The organism is Micromonospora sp. CA-248089, assembly GCF_050948515.1.
Taxonomy (GTDB): Bacteria; Actinomycetota; Actinomycetes; order Mycobacteriales; family Micromonosporaceae; genus Micromonospora.
In genome coordinates this window covers 541,562-557,308 of record NZ_CP192016.1, presented here as the reverse complement: position 1 = coordinate 557,308, position 15,747 = coordinate 541,562, and the positions used below count along the sequence as shown (strand labels likewise).

The 15,747-nt window shown below is 73.2% G+C and carries 17 protein-coding genes and 1 riboswitch; of the genes, 7 read left to right on the top strand and 10 right to left on the bottom strand.

What is annotated here, in order from left to right; genetic code table 11:
• Nucleotides 1-30 precede the first annotated feature (30 nt).
• Nucleotides 31-237 carry a heavy-metal-associated domain-containing protein gene (locus ACQP26_RS02805; protein ID WP_281579169.1) on the bottom strand — a complete coding sequence of 69 codons (207 nt, stop codon included), beginning with the start codon at nt 235-237 and terminating at the stop codon, nt 31-33.
• 80 nt (nt 238-317) lie between these two features.
• On the opposite strand from ACQP26_RS02805, the gene ACQP26_RS02800 reads away from it, so the two are divergent.
• The 4 genes from ACQP26_RS02800 (at nt 318) to ACQP26_RS02785 (ending at nt 3,708) form a co-directional block, all read left to right on the top strand.
• The gene (locus ACQP26_RS02800; RefSeq protein WP_013283780.1) at nt 318-617 is read left to right on the top strand and encodes a metal-sensitive transcriptional regulator; all 300 of its coding nucleotides are present in this window, start codon (nt 318-320) and stop codon (nt 615-617) included.
• Nucleotides 618-741: 124 nt separating this feature from the next.
• The gene (locus ACQP26_RS02795; protein ID WP_210895789.1) at nt 742-951 is read left to right on the top strand and encodes an SHOCT domain-containing protein; all 210 of its coding nucleotides are present in this window, start codon (nt 742-744) and stop codon (nt 949-951) included.
• A 164-nt stretch (nt 952-1,115) separates the two neighbouring features.
• A complete protein-coding gene (locus ACQP26_RS02790) occupies nt 1,116-2,390 on the top strand; it encodes a YibE/F family protein (RefSeq protein WP_433494842.1) in 1,275 nt (424 codons plus the stop codon).
• Between the two features lie 154 nt (nt 2,391-2,544).
• Nucleotides 2,545-2,675: riboswitch (cyclic di-AMP (ydaO/yuaA leader) on the top strand.
• Nucleotides 2,676-2,679: 4 nt separating this feature from the next.
• Complete coding sequence (locus ACQP26_RS02785; RefSeq protein ID WP_433494841.1) at nt 2,680-3,708, top strand: coiled-coil domain-containing protein; 1,029 nt, start codon at nt 2,680-2,682, stop codon at nt 3,706-3,708.
• A 57-nt stretch (nt 3,709-3,765) separates the two neighbouring features.
• On the opposite strand, the gene ACQP26_RS02780 is transcribed toward ACQP26_RS02785, so the two are convergent.
• Complete coding sequence (locus ACQP26_RS02780; RefSeq protein ID WP_269702604.1) at nt 3,766-4,419, bottom strand: carbonic anhydrase; 654 nt, start codon at nt 4,417-4,419, stop codon at nt 3,766-3,768.
• A 167-nt stretch (nt 4,420-4,586) separates the two neighbouring features.
• On the opposite strand from ACQP26_RS02780, the gene ACQP26_RS02775 reads away from it, so the two are divergent.
• Together ACQP26_RS02775 and mycP are read left to right on the top strand one after the other, a co-directional pair.
• Nucleotides 4,587-4,928: a helix-turn-helix transcriptional regulator gene (locus ACQP26_RS02775; RefSeq protein WP_135243016.1), complete on the top strand. Its 342-nt coding sequence runs from the start codon at nt 4,587-4,589 to the stop codon at nt 4,926-4,928.
• 56 nt (nt 4,929-4,984) lie between these two features.
• Nucleotides 4,985-6,223 (top strand): type VII secretion-associated serine protease mycosin, encoded by a 1,239-nt coding sequence (mycP, locus tag ACQP26_RS02770; protein ID WP_281579172.1) that lies wholly within the window; start codon nt 4,985-4,987, stop codon nt 6,221-6,223.
• Nucleotides 6,224-6,286: 63 nt separating this feature from the next.
• On the opposite strand, the gene ACQP26_RS02765 is transcribed toward mycP, so the two are convergent.
• The 7 genes from ACQP26_RS02765 to eccCa form a co-directional block, all read right to left on the bottom strand.
• On the bottom strand, nt 6,287-6,568 hold the full coding sequence (locus ACQP26_RS02765; RefSeq protein ID WP_030503508.1) for a WXG100 family type VII secretion target: 282 nt from the start codon (nt 6,566-6,568) through the stop codon (nt 6,287-6,289).
• Between the two features lie 28 nt (nt 6,569-6,596).
• Nucleotides 6,597-6,905 carry a WXG100 family type VII secretion target gene (locus tag ACQP26_RS02760; protein WP_269702607.1) on the bottom strand — a complete coding sequence of 103 codons (309 nt, stop codon included), beginning with the start codon at nt 6,903-6,905 and terminating at the stop codon, nt 6,597-6,599.
• A gap of 183 nt (nt 6,906-7,088) precedes the next feature.
• Nucleotides 7,089-7,358 (bottom strand): hypothetical protein, encoded by a 270-nt coding sequence (locus ACQP26_RS02755; protein WP_433494840.1) that lies wholly within the window; start codon nt 7,356-7,358, stop codon nt 7,089-7,091.
• A gap of 12 nt (nt 7,359-7,370) precedes the next feature.
• Nucleotides 7,371-8,099, bottom strand: coding sequence for a hypothetical protein (locus ACQP26_RS02750; RefSeq protein ID WP_269702611.1), 729 nt, complete (start codon nt 8,097-8,099; stop codon nt 7,371-7,373).
• A gap of 31 nt (nt 8,100-8,130) precedes the next feature.
• On the bottom strand, nt 8,131-8,424 hold the full coding sequence (locus tag ACQP26_RS02745; RefSeq protein WP_269702613.1) for a hypothetical protein: 294 nt from the start codon (nt 8,422-8,424) through the stop codon (nt 8,131-8,133).
• Between the two features lie 18 nt (nt 8,425-8,442).
• Nucleotides 8,443-8,853, bottom strand: coding sequence for a YbaB/EbfC family nucleoid-associated protein (locus ACQP26_RS02740; protein ID WP_269702615.1), 411 nt, complete (start codon nt 8,851-8,853; stop codon nt 8,443-8,445).
• Between the two features lie 75 nt (nt 8,854-8,928).
• The gene (eccCa, locus tag ACQP26_RS02735) at nt 8,929-12,894 is read right to left on the bottom strand and encodes a type VII secretion protein EccCa (protein ID WP_269702617.1); all 3,966 of its coding nucleotides are present in this window, start codon (nt 12,892-12,894) and stop codon (nt 8,929-8,931) included.
• A gap of 169 nt (nt 12,895-13,063) precedes the next feature.
• On the opposite strand from eccCa, the gene eccD reads away from it, so the two are divergent.
• Nucleotides 13,064-14,461: a type VII secretion integral membrane protein EccD gene (gene eccD, locus ACQP26_RS02730; protein ID WP_281579176.1), complete on the top strand. Its 1,398-nt coding sequence runs from the start codon at nt 13,064-13,066 to the stop codon at nt 14,459-14,461.
• Here the strand turns inward: eccD and ACQP26_RS02725 are convergent.
• Nucleotides 14,445-15,617, bottom strand: a complete 1,173-nt coding sequence (locus tag ACQP26_RS02725) for a type VII secretion protein EccE (RefSeq protein WP_281579177.1) — start codon at nt 15,615-15,617, stop codon at nt 14,445-14,447. The genes eccD and ACQP26_RS02725 overlap by 17 nt on opposite strands.
• Between the last annotated feature and the right edge of the window lie 130 nt (nt 15,618-15,747).

The following is a 15,747-nucleotide window of genomic DNA, read 5'->3' as shown; positions in this document are numbered from 1 at the left end:
TCCTCGGTTCTCGCGGGTCCGTCGGACCCGTCACGCACCGACGAGGTCGTAGCCGGCCTCGTCGACCGCCGCGCGGACCGCGTCCGCGTCCAGCGGGTTCTGACTGGTGATGGTGACCCGGCCACTGGCCAGGTCGACCTGGACGTCGGTGACGCCCGGAAGCGCGCTCAGCTCGGTGCTCACCGAGTTGACGCAGTGCCCGCAGGTCATGCCGCTCACCTGGTAGGTGGTCTCCATCTCGCCCTCCGATCCGATACCCCCCAGGGGTACGTTCGGAACGTTAGCATACCCCCGAGGGGTACGCTATCCTCGGTGTCATGACCGCGCCGTCCAGCCCCACCCGGGGCTACACCGCCAGCAAGGACCAACTCCTCGCCCGGCTCCGCCGGATCGAGGGCCAGGTCCGCGGCATCGAGAAGATGGTCGAGGACGACCGCTACTGCATCGACGTGCTGACGCAGATCTCGGCCATCCAGGCGGCGCTGGACAAGGTCGGGCTGGGCCTGCTCGACGGGCACGCCCGGCACTGCATGCACGAGGGCGCCGCCGAGGGCCGGGCCGACGAGATGGCGACCGAGATGATGGCCGCCGTCGGCCGCCTGATGAAACGCGGCTGAGCGGGACCTCCGACCCCCCGGGCAGGGCACATCGACCCGCGCCGACGCGTCGTGCCGGTCGTACCGTCGAAGTGGCGGGCAGGCCGGACCGGCGGACCCGCGGCGACGGACGGAGGGCGGCCCGATGATGTGGCAGAGCCCGATGATGGGCTGGATGTGGATCTGGTCCCTGCTGGTGCTCGCGGTGCTGGCGGGGCTCGTCTGGGCGGCCGTGCGGTGGACCGGCCCGCAGTACCTGGGCCCGACGACGGCCCGGCGCATCCTCGACGAGCGGTACGCCCGCGGCGAGATCGACGAGGACGAGTACCGGCGACGCCGGGCCGGACTGACCTGACCCGCACGGCGCGCGTGTCACCGGCCACGGCGTCCGGGAGCGCCCGACCGGGCTGCCTACCATGGCCGGGCGACGACCCGGACGTGGTCGACACGTCCGCGCCGGCCGGGTGACCACACCGGTCCGGCGGACCAGGCGTCGCCGCGACCGTTGGGAGAGACCTCATGGGTGCCGACCACACCCACCCCGCGCCCGCCGCGCCGCCGGGCGTACGACGGCTGCTCGTCGCCGTGGTGGTGCCGCTGTTCGCGCTCACCGTGATCGCGGCGCTGGTGCTCTGGCCCCGGCAGGACCGGGAGCCGGTCGGCGGGGCGGACGTCCCCCGCTACCACGGCACGGTGACCCGGGTCGTCACCGAGCCCTGCCCGCCCACCCCGGAGGCCCCGGAGGGCGGCGGTGGCCCGTGCGGCACCGTGACGGTCACCGCCGAGCAGGGCCCGGACGCGGGCCGGCAGGTCGAGACGCCGATCCCGGCCGGGCCGGGCGCGCCCCGGGTCGCGGTCGGCGACGAGGTCGTCCTGGTCGAGCTGACCGACCCGGCCGACCCGTCGGTGAAGTCCTACAACATCGCCGAGCACCAGCGCGGTACGCCGCTGATCTGGCTGATGGTGCTGTTCGCCGCCGCGATCGTGGCGTTCGGCCGCTGGCGCGGGCTCGCCGCGCTCGGCGGCCTGGTGGCCAGCTTCGCCATCCTGCTCGGCTTCGTGCTGCCCGGTATCGGTGCCGGCCAGCCACCGCTGCTGGTGGCGATCGTCGGCGCTGCGTTGATCATGTTCGTGGTGCTCTACCTGACGCACGGGATCACCGCGCAGACGTCGGTGGCGGTGCTCGGCACGCTCGGCAGCCTGGTGATCACCGGCGTGCTCGGCCTGCTCGCCACGTCCGCCACCCACCTGACCGGCTTCGGCAGCGAGGACGCCACCACGCTGTCCATGTTCCAGGGCGACGTGGACCTGCACGGGCTGCTGCTGGCCGGCATCATCATCGGCTCGCTGGGCGTCCTGGACGACGTGACGGTCACCCAGGCGGCCACCGTCACCGAACTGGCGCACGCCAATCCCGGGCTGTCCCGGCGGCAGCTCTACCGGGCCGCGACCCGGGTCGGCCGGGCCCACATCGCGTCCACCGTCAACACCATCGTGCTGGCGTACGCGGGCGCCTCGCTGCCGCTGCTGCTCCTGCTGGTCGCCGACTCCCGCCCGGTGAGCGAGATCCTCACCAGTGAGTTCCTCGCGCAGGAGATCGTCCGCAGCGCGGTGGCGACGCTCGGCCTGATCGCCGCCGTACCGCTGACGACCGGACTGGCCGCGATCGTGACCACCGCCGGACGGCGCTCGCGCGGCGCGGAGCCGGCGCCGCCCGCGCCCCGGCCGCCGGCCGGACGGGACGACGCGCTGGAGGCGCTCGGCGGCGGAAGGAGTACGGAGGCCGCATGGTGACACTCCGCAGCGTGACCATCGATTTCAAACGCGACGCTGGTCACGGTGCGCCACGGCGAAATCTCGCTATTGGTCGGCTTCCGGACGTAGATCCTCAGGAGTGCTGTCAGGTAACCTCGCTGCCGGTCACCGCCGAAGGCGCGCACCGGCGCCAGCGGTGCCGCCGCCCAATCGCCCGCGGGCGAGCCGGGGAACCAGGTACATGGGGTGAATCCGCGACAGCGGTAGGGGCCACTTCCGTCCCGAACCCGTCAGCTAACCCGGTCGGCGGCCGACGGAAGGGAACACTGTGACGGCACCCCTGCGCCGCTGGCTGACACCCGTGGTGGCCGTGCTGGCCTCGCTGGCCGTGCTGGCCGGGCCGACCCCGGCGACCGCGGCACCCACCGCGGCGGCCCCCGGCACCCCCTCGGGCCACGAGGAGGACGGCGAACCGCCGCTCATCACCGAGGCGATCGACGCGGCCAACCGGAACTTCCTCCAGGCCAAGGCGAAGCTCGCCAAGTCCCAGGACCGCCAGCGGCGGCTGGCGGCCGAGGTGAAGACGGCACAGGCCGAACTCGACGCGCTCAGCCCGCAGGTCAACCAGCTCGCCGCCCAGTCCTACCGGACCGGCCGGATGGGCGCGATGGCGATGCTGCTGGAGAGCAACTCGCCCGACTCGTTCGTCCGCCGGGTCAACGCACTCGACGAGCTGAACCTCCTCAACGCGCAGCGCCTGGCCGCCATCAACGCGGTCAAGACCCGCGCCGAGCAGGCCAAGATCGCGCTCGACGCCGAGGTGCGCGAGCAGGAGAAGCAGAAGAACGCGATGGAGCGCGAGAAGGTGCAGGCCGAGCGCGCGCTGAAGCTCGTCGGCGGTCTCGGCTTCACCGGCGGCCTGGTCTCCGCCACCTCACCGGTCGCCAAGATCGCCCCCGGTCGCACCGCGGACGGCGGCTGGAAGTCCGAGTCGTGCAGCGAGGACGACCCGACCACCTCGGGCTGCGTCACCCCGCGCACGCTGCACGCGTACAAGGAGGTCCGGCGCGCGGGCTTCAAGCGCTTCGTGGGCTGCTACCGGTCCGGCGGGCCGTGGGAACACCCCAAGGGCAAGGCGTGTGACTGGTCGCTGCAGAACAGCGGCTTCGCGCCGTGGCACAACAACGACACCCGCCGGTACGGCAACGAGGTCGCCGCGTTCCTCATCCGCAACGCCGACCGGCTGGGCATCTACTACGTCATCTGGAACCGGCAGATCTGGTTCCCGGCCACCGGCTGGCGTTCCTACAGCGGACCGTCGAACCACACCGACCACGTCCACATGTCGCTGCTCTGACCCGGACACCACGAAAAAGGGGCCGCCCTCGGGCGGCCCCTTTCGCGTCCGAATGTGTCAGCTCGCCAGCGCCGGGTCGGCGGGCGCCGCCGGCGCGGGCACCGGGGCCGGGGACTGCGCCACGGTCCGCACCTCGCCGCCGGCGAGCCGGTACGACATGCCCACCACCGTGCACCGCCCGGCCGCCACCCGCTCGGCCAGCACGGCGGACCGGGCCAGCAGCGTCTCCACGGTCTGCGCGATGTGCACGTCGATGATGCCGTCGAGGTCCTCCACGCCCTGACGGGCGGCGCGCAGCAGGCTGGGCGAGACCGCGTCCACCACCGCGCCCAGGTGCCCGACCGGGGCGGCCCCGGTCCGCACCCCCTCCCGGGCGGCCTGGACCGCGCCGCACGAGTCGTGCCCGAGCACCACCACGAGCGGCGTGCCAAGCACGGTGACCGCGTACTCGACGCTGCCGAGCACCTCCGGCCCGGCGGTGTGCCCGGCGGTACGCACCACGAAGAGGTCTCCCAGGCCGCGGTCGAAGATGATCTCGGCGGCGAGCCGCGAGTCGGAGCAGCCGACGATCACCGCGAAGGGATGCTGACCGTCGGCGACAGCTGTCCGGTGCCCGGCGTCCTGATTCGGATGCTGCGGGGCGCCGGTGACGAACCGGTGATTACCGGCACGCAGCTCGTCCAGTGCCTGCTCCGGGGTGCTCGGCGTCATGTCCCTCACCTCGTCTACCTGGGGAACCACCAGGCCGAACGGCCTCGCGACCCACGGTCACACGCACCTCGGGGCCCGTCAAGATTCGTGATACGCATTTCATACTTTCCCCGTCGCCGGACGCACCGGCCCGCGCCGATTCGGCCGGTGACGCGGGTGGCCATAGCATGACCACCATGGCGACCACACCAGTTGAGGACGGGAGCCGCCGTAACTGGACCTTCCTCACCAACCACGGCCATGTGCTGCTGGCGATCGCGCGCAACCCCACCGCCCGGCTGCGGGACGTGGCGGACGAGGTGGGCGTGACCGAACGGGCGGCCCAGGCCATCGTCGCCGACCTCGAGGCCGGGGGTTACCTGCGGCGTACGCGGGTGGGACGGCGCAACGAGTACACGATCAACCCGAAGGGCCGCTTCCGGCACCCGGCCGAGGCCGACCAGCAGGTCGGCGCGCTGCTGGCCCTGTTCGCCGCCGAGCCGGCCGGCGACGCCACCGCCGGCAGGTGACCCGGACGGGCACCACGTGTGCCCGCGCGGACGGGTGCGGCGGGTAATCTCACCGCGTGCGCGACAGCTTGCGGCCGGGCGCGACCACGGGACGCGTCCGGGCCGGACACCGGATCAGGTCCGTCCTCTCCGGAGCGGCGGTGACCGCCCTGCTCGGCGGCGCGCTGGCGGTGCCCGCGCCCGCGCTGGCCGCCCCGAAGTGCGGGCCGACCGGCGGCCCCGCACCCACCGAGGTGCCCTGGGCGCTGAGCCGCCTCGACCCGGCCGCCGCCTGGCGGGTCGGCAAGGGCGCCGGGATCACCGTCGCGGTGATCGACTCCGGGGTCTCACCGACCCATCCCCTGCTGCGCGGACGGGTGCTGCCGGGTGACGACTTCAACCAGCTCGTCCGCCTCCAGGGGCAGTGCGACCTGGTCGGCCACGGCACCATGGTCGCCGGCATCATCGCCGGCCGGGAGGGCACCGGCTCGCCGTACACCGGCATCGCGCCGGAGGCGAAGATCCTGCCGCTGCGGGTACTGGCCGAGAACAAGGAGAACTTCGACCCGGACGTGCCGGCCGAGATCGGCAAGGCGATCCGCTGGGCTGTCGACCACGACGCCGACGTGATCAACCTGTCCCTGGTCACGCTCGACGACCCGGCGCTGAAGTCCGCGGTGCAGTACGCGCTCGCCAAGGACGTGGTGGTCGTCGCCTCCGCCGGCAACCGCCAGGAGAACCGGGAGGACCGGCCGGCCTATCCGGCGGCGTACGAGGGTGTCATCGCCGTCGCCGGGATCGACGAGCAGGGCGGGCATGTCGGCAGCTCGGTCAGCGGGGACTATGTGGACATCGCCGGCCCCGGCCTGAACATCGTCGGGCCCGCGCCGCAGGGATCGGGCTACCGCGCCGAGCCGCAGGGCGGGACGAGCTTCGCCACCGCGTACGTCTCCGGAGCGGCCGCGCTGGTGCGGGCCGCGCACCCGGACCTCAGCGCCGACGAGGTCGCCTACCGGCTGACCCGTACCGCCGACAACCCGCCCGACGGGCACAACGCCGAGGTCGGCTTCGGGATGGTCAACCCGTACCGGGCGGTCACCAGCCTGCTGGGCACCCGGGACGATCCGCCGCTGGGCGCGATGCCGCCGCCGGCGCCGCCGGCCGACCCGCTGGCGTGGCAGCGCACCGTCGCGATCTGGGTCGCCGTCGTGGGCGCGCTGCTGGCCGGCGTCCTGCTGACGCTACGGCCCGTCGTGGTACGCGGACGGCGGCGTGGGTGGCGCCCCGGACGGCGCGACGTCCCGCAGGACGCCTGAGAACGCACGACGGCTCCGCCCGGCACGAGCCGGAGCGGAGCCGTTGTGCAGACCGGTCGGGGGTCAGCTGCCCCAGACCTTGGAGTTGCTCATCTCCGTGGTCATGTAGTTCTCGCGCGCGATGCCCACAGCGCCGCCGATCTCGTTCAGGACCTTGTTGATGTCCCGCACGGCGGCGTCCCACTGGGCCTGGTGCTGCTGGTAGGCGGCCCGGTCCTGGCCCTCCCACTCGAGCTTGGTCAGCATCGCCCGAAGCGTGTCCAGCTTCTCGTCGATGACCCGCGAGATGGCCTGCATCTGCTGGTTGCTGCTCTCCAGAACAGCGTAATCAACCTTGATGCTCATCGATTCCTCCTCTGCCTGTCTTCGCGGATCACGGGTTGAGAGCAGCGTGGAACTTGTCCAGCATCTGCTGCTGCTCTTCGTCGTTGACCTGGTGCGTGGTGCCCGACTTGTCGAGCAGGTCCGCGATGTTGTCCATCGCGGTCAGCAGCTTGTTCGTGTCCTCGGTCCAGCGGTTCATCAGGCCCTGGAAGCCCGTGGACGCCTGGCCCTTCCAGGCCATCGCGAGGTCGTCGACCACGTTCCACAGCTTCTTGAGCTCGCCGTCAACCTCGCTGCGCGTGGACCGCACGTCACTCGCGGCGGTGTGCAGAGTTGCTGCGGTTACCTCGAACGCCATGCTTCACACCCTTCCGTCATCTTGTGGCGGCGGTTCCGCCGCGCCCCTCCCCCGCGGCAAGGCGGACACACCCCACCGACGGACACTTCATCCGAACCGTAGCGGACGATGTCCAACCCGCGCAGCCCTGCCGGCCCGTCGTTCGCATTCGGACACCCCATTGTCGACAGACGCGACCGGGGGTCAGGACCGTTCGCGTGACGATTTGACGACCGTCGACACGCCGAAGGCCAGCACCGCGACCAGCAGCACGACCACGATCCACAGCACCGGCTTCTCGAACGCCCGCTGGAACGCCAGGACCAGCAGCGCCGCGCAGGTGCTCAGCGACACCACCTCGGCGGCCCGTCGCAGCCGCGCCGAGCGGGTCAGCCCGGCCACCAGCATCAGCACCACGAAGACCGGAATCGAAAGCAGGACGTACAGCAGCAGCGAGAAGAGCAGGGTATCCACGCGTCGCCCCCGTCAGCCGTAGAACTTGGAGTCCCGCACCCAGTCGATCTTGATGTCCTTGATGTCGGGGTCGGTGCCGGTCGGCGCCCAGCCGGGACGGGAGTCCGCGGTGAAGGTGAACCGGTTGTCGGTGTGGAACGCGGCCAGCAGCGCGTGCAGCAGCGCGCTGATCTCACCGAAGACCAGGACCAGGATGGCGGCGGTGGCGGCCAGGCCGGCGATGCCGATGGCCTGGGCCAGCGCGGTGGTGGCGGGGAAGAACTGGAGCGCGATCGAGGCGATCACCGCGACCAGGATCGGCATGAGCGCTTGAGCCAGGCCGGAGACCGCGTCGTTGTACGCGTCCCGGGCGGCGGTGAGCGTGTCCCGGTTGGCGGCGAACGCCTCGGCCAGCGAGTTGATCTCCGCGCCGAGCTTGCGCAGGAACAGGTCGAACGCGTCCCGGTCGTCGAAGTCCCACTCCGCCGCGTCCGGCGGGACCGCCGCCATGGCCGCGCCGAACTGGTCCGCGCCGAGCAGGCGGGCCGCCTCGTCCCACTTCTTGATGGCCTCGTTCACCTCCTGGTTGTCGAACGACTCCAGGTAGAGGATCGTGCCGATCAGTGCCGCCGAGGCGGCGATCCAGACCAGGTTGCCCTTGGCGATGGCCGCCGCCGACCGGACCGGCGCCGTGGTCTGCGCGACCGACACCGAGCCGGTCACCGTCCCGGACGCGTTGGCGATGAGGATCTCCGGTGGCATCAGGCGCCCCTCCCGTGACGGGCCCGGCCGGTCACTTGACCACCCAGGGCTGATCCGACTTCTCCCAGTTCTTCGCGGTCTGTTCGAGCTGCGCGGCGGCCCGGCGCAGATGCTCCACGCCGGTCCGGACGTTGTCCAGGTGCCCGTCCACCGCCGCGTTGTGCCGCTCGACCGCGCCGGTGCCGAACCAGCTCAGCGCACCCCCGGGCAGCTTCACCTCGGCCAGCAACGTCTCGACGTTGCGGAGGTACTGGATCGGGCCGTCCGGGGCGTCGAGCCGCCGGCCCGCCTTCCGGATTGCGTCGACGTCGACCGTGTTCGGCATCCTCGGCCTTCCTCTCGCTCAGCGCCGCAGATTGCGGGTCGGGTCGGACAGGTCCACCCCGAACTGGCGGAACCAGTCCTCCGGGGTCAGCGTGCCATCCTGGGCCCGGCGGACCATCTCCGAGTCGCCGAGCATCTCGCCCAGCAGCTCGCGCTGCCGCTCCTCGAAGGCGGCGTAGGCCGCGTCGATCGCCGCCTGCATCGCCTCGGCCAGAGAGAAGCTGTCCAGCCGCATCGCCCGCGCGTTCAGCTCGATGTCGCCGACCTTCATGTCGCCGTCCACCGTCACCCGCACCAGGCCGTCCGGGCTCTCCCCGGTCACCCGCAGCTCGGCGCGCTGCCGCTGGACCTCGGCCAGCCGGCGCTGCTGCTCCTGAGCCTGCCGCAGCAGGCCCTCCAGGGCTCCACCGATACCCGACGGGCTGCTCAACTCCGGGCCCTCCCCGTAATCGCGACGATCGATCGGGCCGACGCTACCGGAAACCCGCGACGATCGTCCGTCCCGTCAGGCCGGCTCCGTCCACGCGGTCTGGATCAGCTGCTGGCCGTCGCGGCGGCGCACGAGCGTGCCCCGGCCCGGCGGCTGCGGAGTCGGCCGCAGGTTGCCGAACACCGCGCCCTCCTCGCGGCTGCCGGACATCAGCAGGCCCGGCGAGTCCAGCTCGCGCAGGCGCTGCAGCACCGGCTCGTACAGCGCCCGGGCCACACCGCCGACCCGGCGCGTGATGATCAGGTGCAGGCCGATGTCCCGCGCCTGCGGCAGCAGCTCGTGCAGCGCGCTGAGCGGGTTGCTGCCACCGGAGGCGACCAGGTCGTAGTCGTCCACCAGGATGTACAGGTCCGGGCCCTTCCACCAGCTCCGGTCGCGCAACTGGGCGGTGGTCACGTCCGGGCCGGGCAGCCGGTTCTGCAACGCGCTGCGGATCGAGCCGAGCCCCTGGCTGAACACCTGGTTCGACGGCGCGTAGTCGAGCAGGTGGTCCCCCTCGACCGCGCCCAGCAGACCGCGCCGGTAGTCGGCGATGACCAGCCGCGCCTGGGCCGGGGTGTAGCGCTCGGCGATCCCCCGGGCGATCAGCCGCAGCAGGTTGGTCTTGCCGCACTCGGCGTCGCCGAACACGGTCAGGTGCGGCTCGCTCGCCAGGTCCAGATAGACCGGGGCGAGCGCCGACTCGTTGACGCCGATCGGGATGCCCGGCGCCGACCTGTCGACCACCTTCGCCAGCTCGGTGACCGCGAGCTTGCGCGGCAGCAGCCGGACCTTCGGCGCCGGCTGCCCCGGCCAGTTCGCCGCGACGTGGCCGGCGAGCGCCACCGACGCCTCGGTCAGGTCCTCGATGTCGCGCTTGCCGTCGATCCGCGAGATCGCGGTCAGGAAGTGCAGCTTGTCCCGGGTCAGGCCGCGACCCGGCGCGCCCACCGGCACGTTCTGCGCGGCCCGCCGGTCGATCTCCGACTCCGACGGGTCACCGAGCCGCAGCTCCAGCTTGGTGCCGAGCAGGTCCCGCATGTTGATCCGGATCTCCGCCCAGCGCACCGCCGTGATCACCACGTGGACGCCGAAGCCCAGACCCCGGTTCGCCAGGTTCGTGATCGTCTGCTCCAGCTCCTCGTACTCCTGGCGCAGCGTGTTCCAGCCGTCCACGACGAGGAAGACGTCACCGAACGGGTCGTCGGCGAACTCACCCGCCGCCCGGCGGCGCCGGTAGCTCGCCACCGAGTCGATGCCGTGCTGGGTGAACCGGTTCTCCCGCTCGTCGATCACGGCGACCACCTCGGCCACCGTCCGCCGGACCGCCTCGGTGTCCCGCCGCCCCGCCACGCCCGAGGTGTGCGGCAGTCCGTCCAGGCTGCGCAGCGCGCCGCCACCGAAGTCGAGGCAGAAGAACTGCACCTCGCGCGGCGTGTGGGTGAGCGCCAGCGACGCCAGCATCGAGCGCAGCATGGTGCTCTTGCCGCTCAGCGACGCCCCGACGATCACCACGTTGCCGCCGGCCCCGGCCAGGTCCACCATCATCGGGTCGCGGCGCTGCTCGTACGGCCGGTCCACGATGCCCACCGGCACCGCGAGCCGGCCACGGCCCGGCCAGTCGGCGGTGGTCAGCCCGTACGCCGGGTGCACGCTCAGCTTCGGCAGCAGCTCGGCCAGCCCGGACGGCTCGGCCAGCGGCGGCAGCCACACCTGGTGCGCCGGCTTGCCGCGGCCCTTGAGCTGCTCGATCAGCACGTCCAGCATCGCCACTGCCTTGCCGTCGCCGCTCTGCTCCGGCTCCGGGGCGGACTCGGCGGGGCTCGGCTGGGCGGGCACCGGCACGTAGTCGATGCCGTACGGGACGATCCGGCGCTGCACCTGCGCCCGGGTGGAGCGCTGCACCTGCCCCGGCGCCCGGTACGGGCCGGACACGTACGCGGCGCGGAACCGCAGCATGGTCGCGGTGTCCGTCTTCAGATAGCCGTGACCGGGCGCGCTGGGCAGCTCGTACGCGTCCGGCACGCCGAGCACGATCCGGCTCTCCACCGCCGAGAACGTGCGCAGACCGATCCGGTACGACAGGTGCGTGTCCAGGCCGCGCAGCTTGCCCTCCTCCAGCCGCTGCGAGGCGAGCAGCAGGTGCACCCCGAGCGAGCGGCCGAGACGGCCGATCATCACGAACAGGTCGATGAAGTCCGGTTTGGCCGCGAGCAGCTCGGAGAACTCGTCACAGATGATCAGCAGACTCGGCATCGGCTCCAGCGGCTCACCCGCGGCCCGCGCCTTCTCGTAGTCGTACCGGGAGACGTAGTTGCCCGCCGCCCGCAGCACCTCCTGGCGGCGGTTCATCTCACCGGCCAGCGCGTCCCGCATGCGGTCGACCAGCGGCAGCTCGTCGGAGAGGTTGGTGATCACCGCGCTGGTGTGCGGCAACGCGTCCAGCGAGGCGAACGTGGCGCCGCCCTTGAAGTCGACGAGGACGAAGTTCAGCTCCTCCGAGGAGTGCGTCACCGCGAGCGCCGCGACGACCGTACGCAGCAGTTCGCTCTTGCCGGAACCGGTCGCGCCGATCACCAGGCCGTGCGGGCCCATGCCCTCGTGCGCGGACTCCTTGAAGTCCAGCTCCACCACGTTGCCGTCCGGGCCCAGGCCGAGCGGGATGCGCAGCCGGTCGCGGTTGCTGCGCGGACGCCAGGTCTGCCGGACGTCCACGGTGGCCGCGTCGCCGACACCGAGCAGGTCGGGCAGCTCCATGCTGCGGGACAGCGGCTCCTCGGTGCTGGCGCCCTGCTGCTGGGAGAGCCGGAACGGGGCGATCTGACGGGCCAGCCCCTCGGCCGCGCTCAGGGACAGCCGGTCCGGGCGGCCGAGCCGCGAGGTGGCGGTGCCGCGGACCAGGTCGAGCCCCGTGCCGTCCCCGGCGTCCAGGCAGAGCAGCCAGCGCCCGGCGTCGCGCGGGACCGCGCCGGACAGGTCGAACACGGTCGTGCCCAGCAGACCCGGCCCGGTCAGCGCGCAGGTCGCCGAGACCTCGCCGCCGTCCAGCACCACCACCACGTGCGGCGCGGTCGTCAGCGGCTTCGCCTCCGGCGCGAACCGGGGCCGCCCGCCCAGGTCCTGGGCCAGCGCGGTCTCCGCCTCGTCCAGCGCGGCGAACACCATCCGGCGCGCGCCCGCCGCGTCCGTACGCCCCGGGTGCTGGGCGTGCGGCAGCCACTTCACCCAGTCCCAGGCCGGCTGCCGGTCCGGCGCGGCCACCACGACCACCAGGAGATCCTCCGGGGCGTGGAACGTGACCAGCTGGCCCAGCGCGGCCCGGGCCAGGTCCAGCACCGGCTCCCGGTCGCCGCGCAGGGCGATCCGGCTGAACGCGCGCAGCGACAGCGCGGTCGGCAGGTCCGGCACGCTGGAGTGGGCACGGACGAACCGGCGCAGCGCGATGGCGCTCATCGGCTCCAGGTCCTCCACCGGCTTGGTCTCCGGCGGCACGATCTCCACGGCGAGCCGCTGCGGGCCGAGCGCGATCCGCACCTCACCGAAGTCGTCCTCGGTGATCCGCCGCTCCCAGAGCCGGCGCGAGGCGGCGATCGACCAGAGCGCGTCCGGCTCCGGGTGCCGCCAGGTCATCGCGGCGCGCTGCTGCTCGGCCGCCCGCCGGGTGCGCTTGCGCATCTGCGCGAGGTAGCGCATGTAGTCGCGCCGCTGCGCGTTCAGCTCGGCCTTGTCCTTGCCGCCGTTGCCGAGCGTGCCGATCGCCATGCCCAACATGGACACACCGAACAGGCCACCCGCGACGTACGTCATCATGCCGCCGCCCCGGCCGGCGTAGAGGAACGCCATCGCGCCGACGCCACAGAGCATCGGCAGGATCATCAGCACCTGCCCCATGCCCTTGGCCTGCGGCTCCGGCAGCTCGGGCGGGGATTCCAGCAGCACCTCGCCGCGCGGCAGCGCGGGCCCCGGTTGACGCGGAAGTCGGCGGAACACCACCGTACTCACGGCTCTCCCCTCCCCAGAAGCGGCCCTGATCGTGGTCTGCCACCGCCGGTGAGCGTCGGGTGGGCAACCTGTGCGACCGCCATCGTAGGTAATCTCCGTCAGGCGTCGTGGACCCGTGGGGGCGACGCCGACGGCCCAGCGGATCGTATGCGAGCACGAGGAGGCCACTGTGGCGACGAAGACGGCGACCGGCGGGCTGAGCCGGATCACCATCGTGGCGCCGCGTACCAGGATGGATCTGGCGCTGCCGTCCGACGTGCCGCTCGCCGACCTGCTTCCCACGCTGCTGCGGTACGCGGGCGAGGATCTGGCCGACGAGGGTGTGCGGCACGGCGGCTGGGCCCTGTCCCGGCTCGGCGGGCAGCCGCTCGACGGTGGCCGTACCGCCGCGCAACTCGGTGTCCGCGACGGTGAGGTGCTCTACTTCAACCCGCGTGCCGCGACCGCCCCCGAGATCGTCTTCGACGACGTGGTGGACGCGGTCGCCACCTCCACCACCCAGCGGGCGGGCGCCTGGCAGGTGGGCACGACGCGGGTGTTCGCGGTCCTGCTGGCCGCCTCGGCGCTCGCCGGGGGCGCGGTGGCGGCGCTGCTCACCGGTCCGCCGCAGCTGCCCGGCGCGGCGGCCGCGTTCGTGGCCGCGGTGGCGCTGCTGGTGGGCGCCGCCGTGCTGTCCCGCGCCGCCGGTGACAGCCGCACCGGCGCGGTGCTGGCCCTGGTCGGGATCGGTTACGCGGGCGTCGGCGGCCTGCTGGTGCTCGCCGGGGACCGGACGCTCGGCGAACTGGCCGCGCCGCACGTCCTGATCGCCGGGACCGCCGTGGTGGTCTTCGGCGCGATCGCCGCCCTCGCCGTCGGCGACCGGCTGCCGCTGTTCCTCGGCGCGGTGGGCGTGGGTGCCGCGGTCGGTCTCGGCGCGGTGCTCAGCCTGTCCTTCGGCATCGGGGCGGCGGCCTCGGCGGCGGTGGTGGCGACAGTCGCGTTCGGCGCGCTGCCCGCGCTGCCGATGCTCGCCTACCGCCTGGCCCGGCTGCCGGTGCCGTCCATCCCCACCGGCCCGGACGACCTCAAGACCGACACCGAGTCGGTGGACGGGCCGTCGGTGCTGCGCAACAGCGAACGCGCGGACGCGTTCCTCACCGGTCTGCTCTGGACCGTCTCGCTGCTTGTGCTCGGCGGCGAGGTGGTGCTGGCCGAGGACGGCCGGCTCCCGGCGGTCCTGCTCTGCCTGGTGCTGGCGCTGCTTTCGCTGCTGCGGGCACGCCCGTTCCTCAGCCGCGCCCAGCGCACGCCGGTGCTGCTGTCCGGCACCGTCGGCCTGGGACTGGTCGCCGCCGCCACGTTCGCCGCCGGCTCGCTGGCGGTACGGCTCGGCCTGATCCTCGGTGGCCTGGCCGTGGTGGCCGTGATCAGCCTGGTCTACGGCCTGACCGTGGCCGGCAAGCGGATCTCCCCGGTCTGGGGCCGGACCCTGGACATCATCGAGATCCTGCTGATCATCGCGCTGGTGCCGCTGGCCGTCTGGGTCTGCGGCGCGTACGGCTGGATCGTCAACCTTCGACCGTGACGGTGCCCATCGCGGTGCCGACCGGTGCGGTGGCGTAGACGCCGGGACCGTGCTGGCCGTCCAGCGGGCGGGCCGGCACGCCCGCGCGCCGGGCCATCTCCCGGACCGCCTTCACCAGCGCCTCGGCGTGCCCGTCCATGGCGGCCACCCGCAGCAGCGGCGGCACCCGCCGGCCGCCCGGGAGCACCACCGCGGCGACGGTGTGCGAGGGCGCGGAGGTGGCGGTGACCGCGTCCACGAGCGCGCCGAGCGAGCCGTTGGGGCGTACCCGCAGGGCCAGGCAGCGCTGCGTCCAGCCGCCCCCGCGCAGGCTGGTCCACGTCTCCACCGGGGACTCCGGCGCCAGGTCGAGCCCGGCACCGGACACCACCGCCGCGTGCAGCTCGTTGCGGTCGAGCACCCGGTGACCGAGGCCGGCGGCGTTGAGCGCCTTGCCGAGCCGGCCGACCCCGGCCGCCACCGTGCGGTGCACGCCGCGCAGGCCGCCGCCCCGGCTCACCGTCTCGGCGCGCGCGTCGGACACCGACAGGCGCAGCGCCACCCACACGGTCCGGTACGCGGACGGCGGCGCGCCGGGTGCCGGGTACCAGACCAGGGTGTGCGAGACGACCTGGGTCTGGGTGACCGGGCCGGAGAAGTCGGCGAGCACCGCGAGCGCGCGGTCCACCGCCGCCGCCTCGATCGTGCCGGCGGGCGCGCCGGGACGGCCGGTCAGCGCCAGCGCGGCGAACCAGCCCCGGTCGTCCTGCCCGATGCCGAGCCGGGTGCCGCGCTCGGTCAGTTCCACCACCGACAGTTCCGGGGCGAGCGCCGCCAGCCGCGGGTCACCGCCGGGCACCGCGCCCCGGGCCCGGTCGCGGCGCCGGCGCAGCCGGCGGCGGAGCATCAGATCCTCGTACCACCAGCGGCCGCCCCGGCGCGCGAACGCCGCGACCACCGCCAGCAGCGCCAGGACGGCGACCACCGCGAGCAGCCACGTCGGGCCGGCGGTGGCGAACCAGACGGCGAGCGCCGCGCACTCCACCACCACCAACTGCCCGACCACGACCGGGCCGAGCCGTCCCCGGCGGCGCTTGTCCGCCGGGGCGACCGGCCGGTCCCCCGGTACGGCGGCAGCGGTGGCGGTACGACCGGGTGGCGCCTGGAGCTGCGTCATCGGTGTACGTCCCTTCTGGACATCCTGGGCATCCGCCGGGCGGGTGCGGTCGTTCGGGCGGCGGACGGGGTCCGGCGCACCCCCGACGGCCCCTTATCGTAGGGAAGCCCGCGGCGCTGTTCGGACCTGT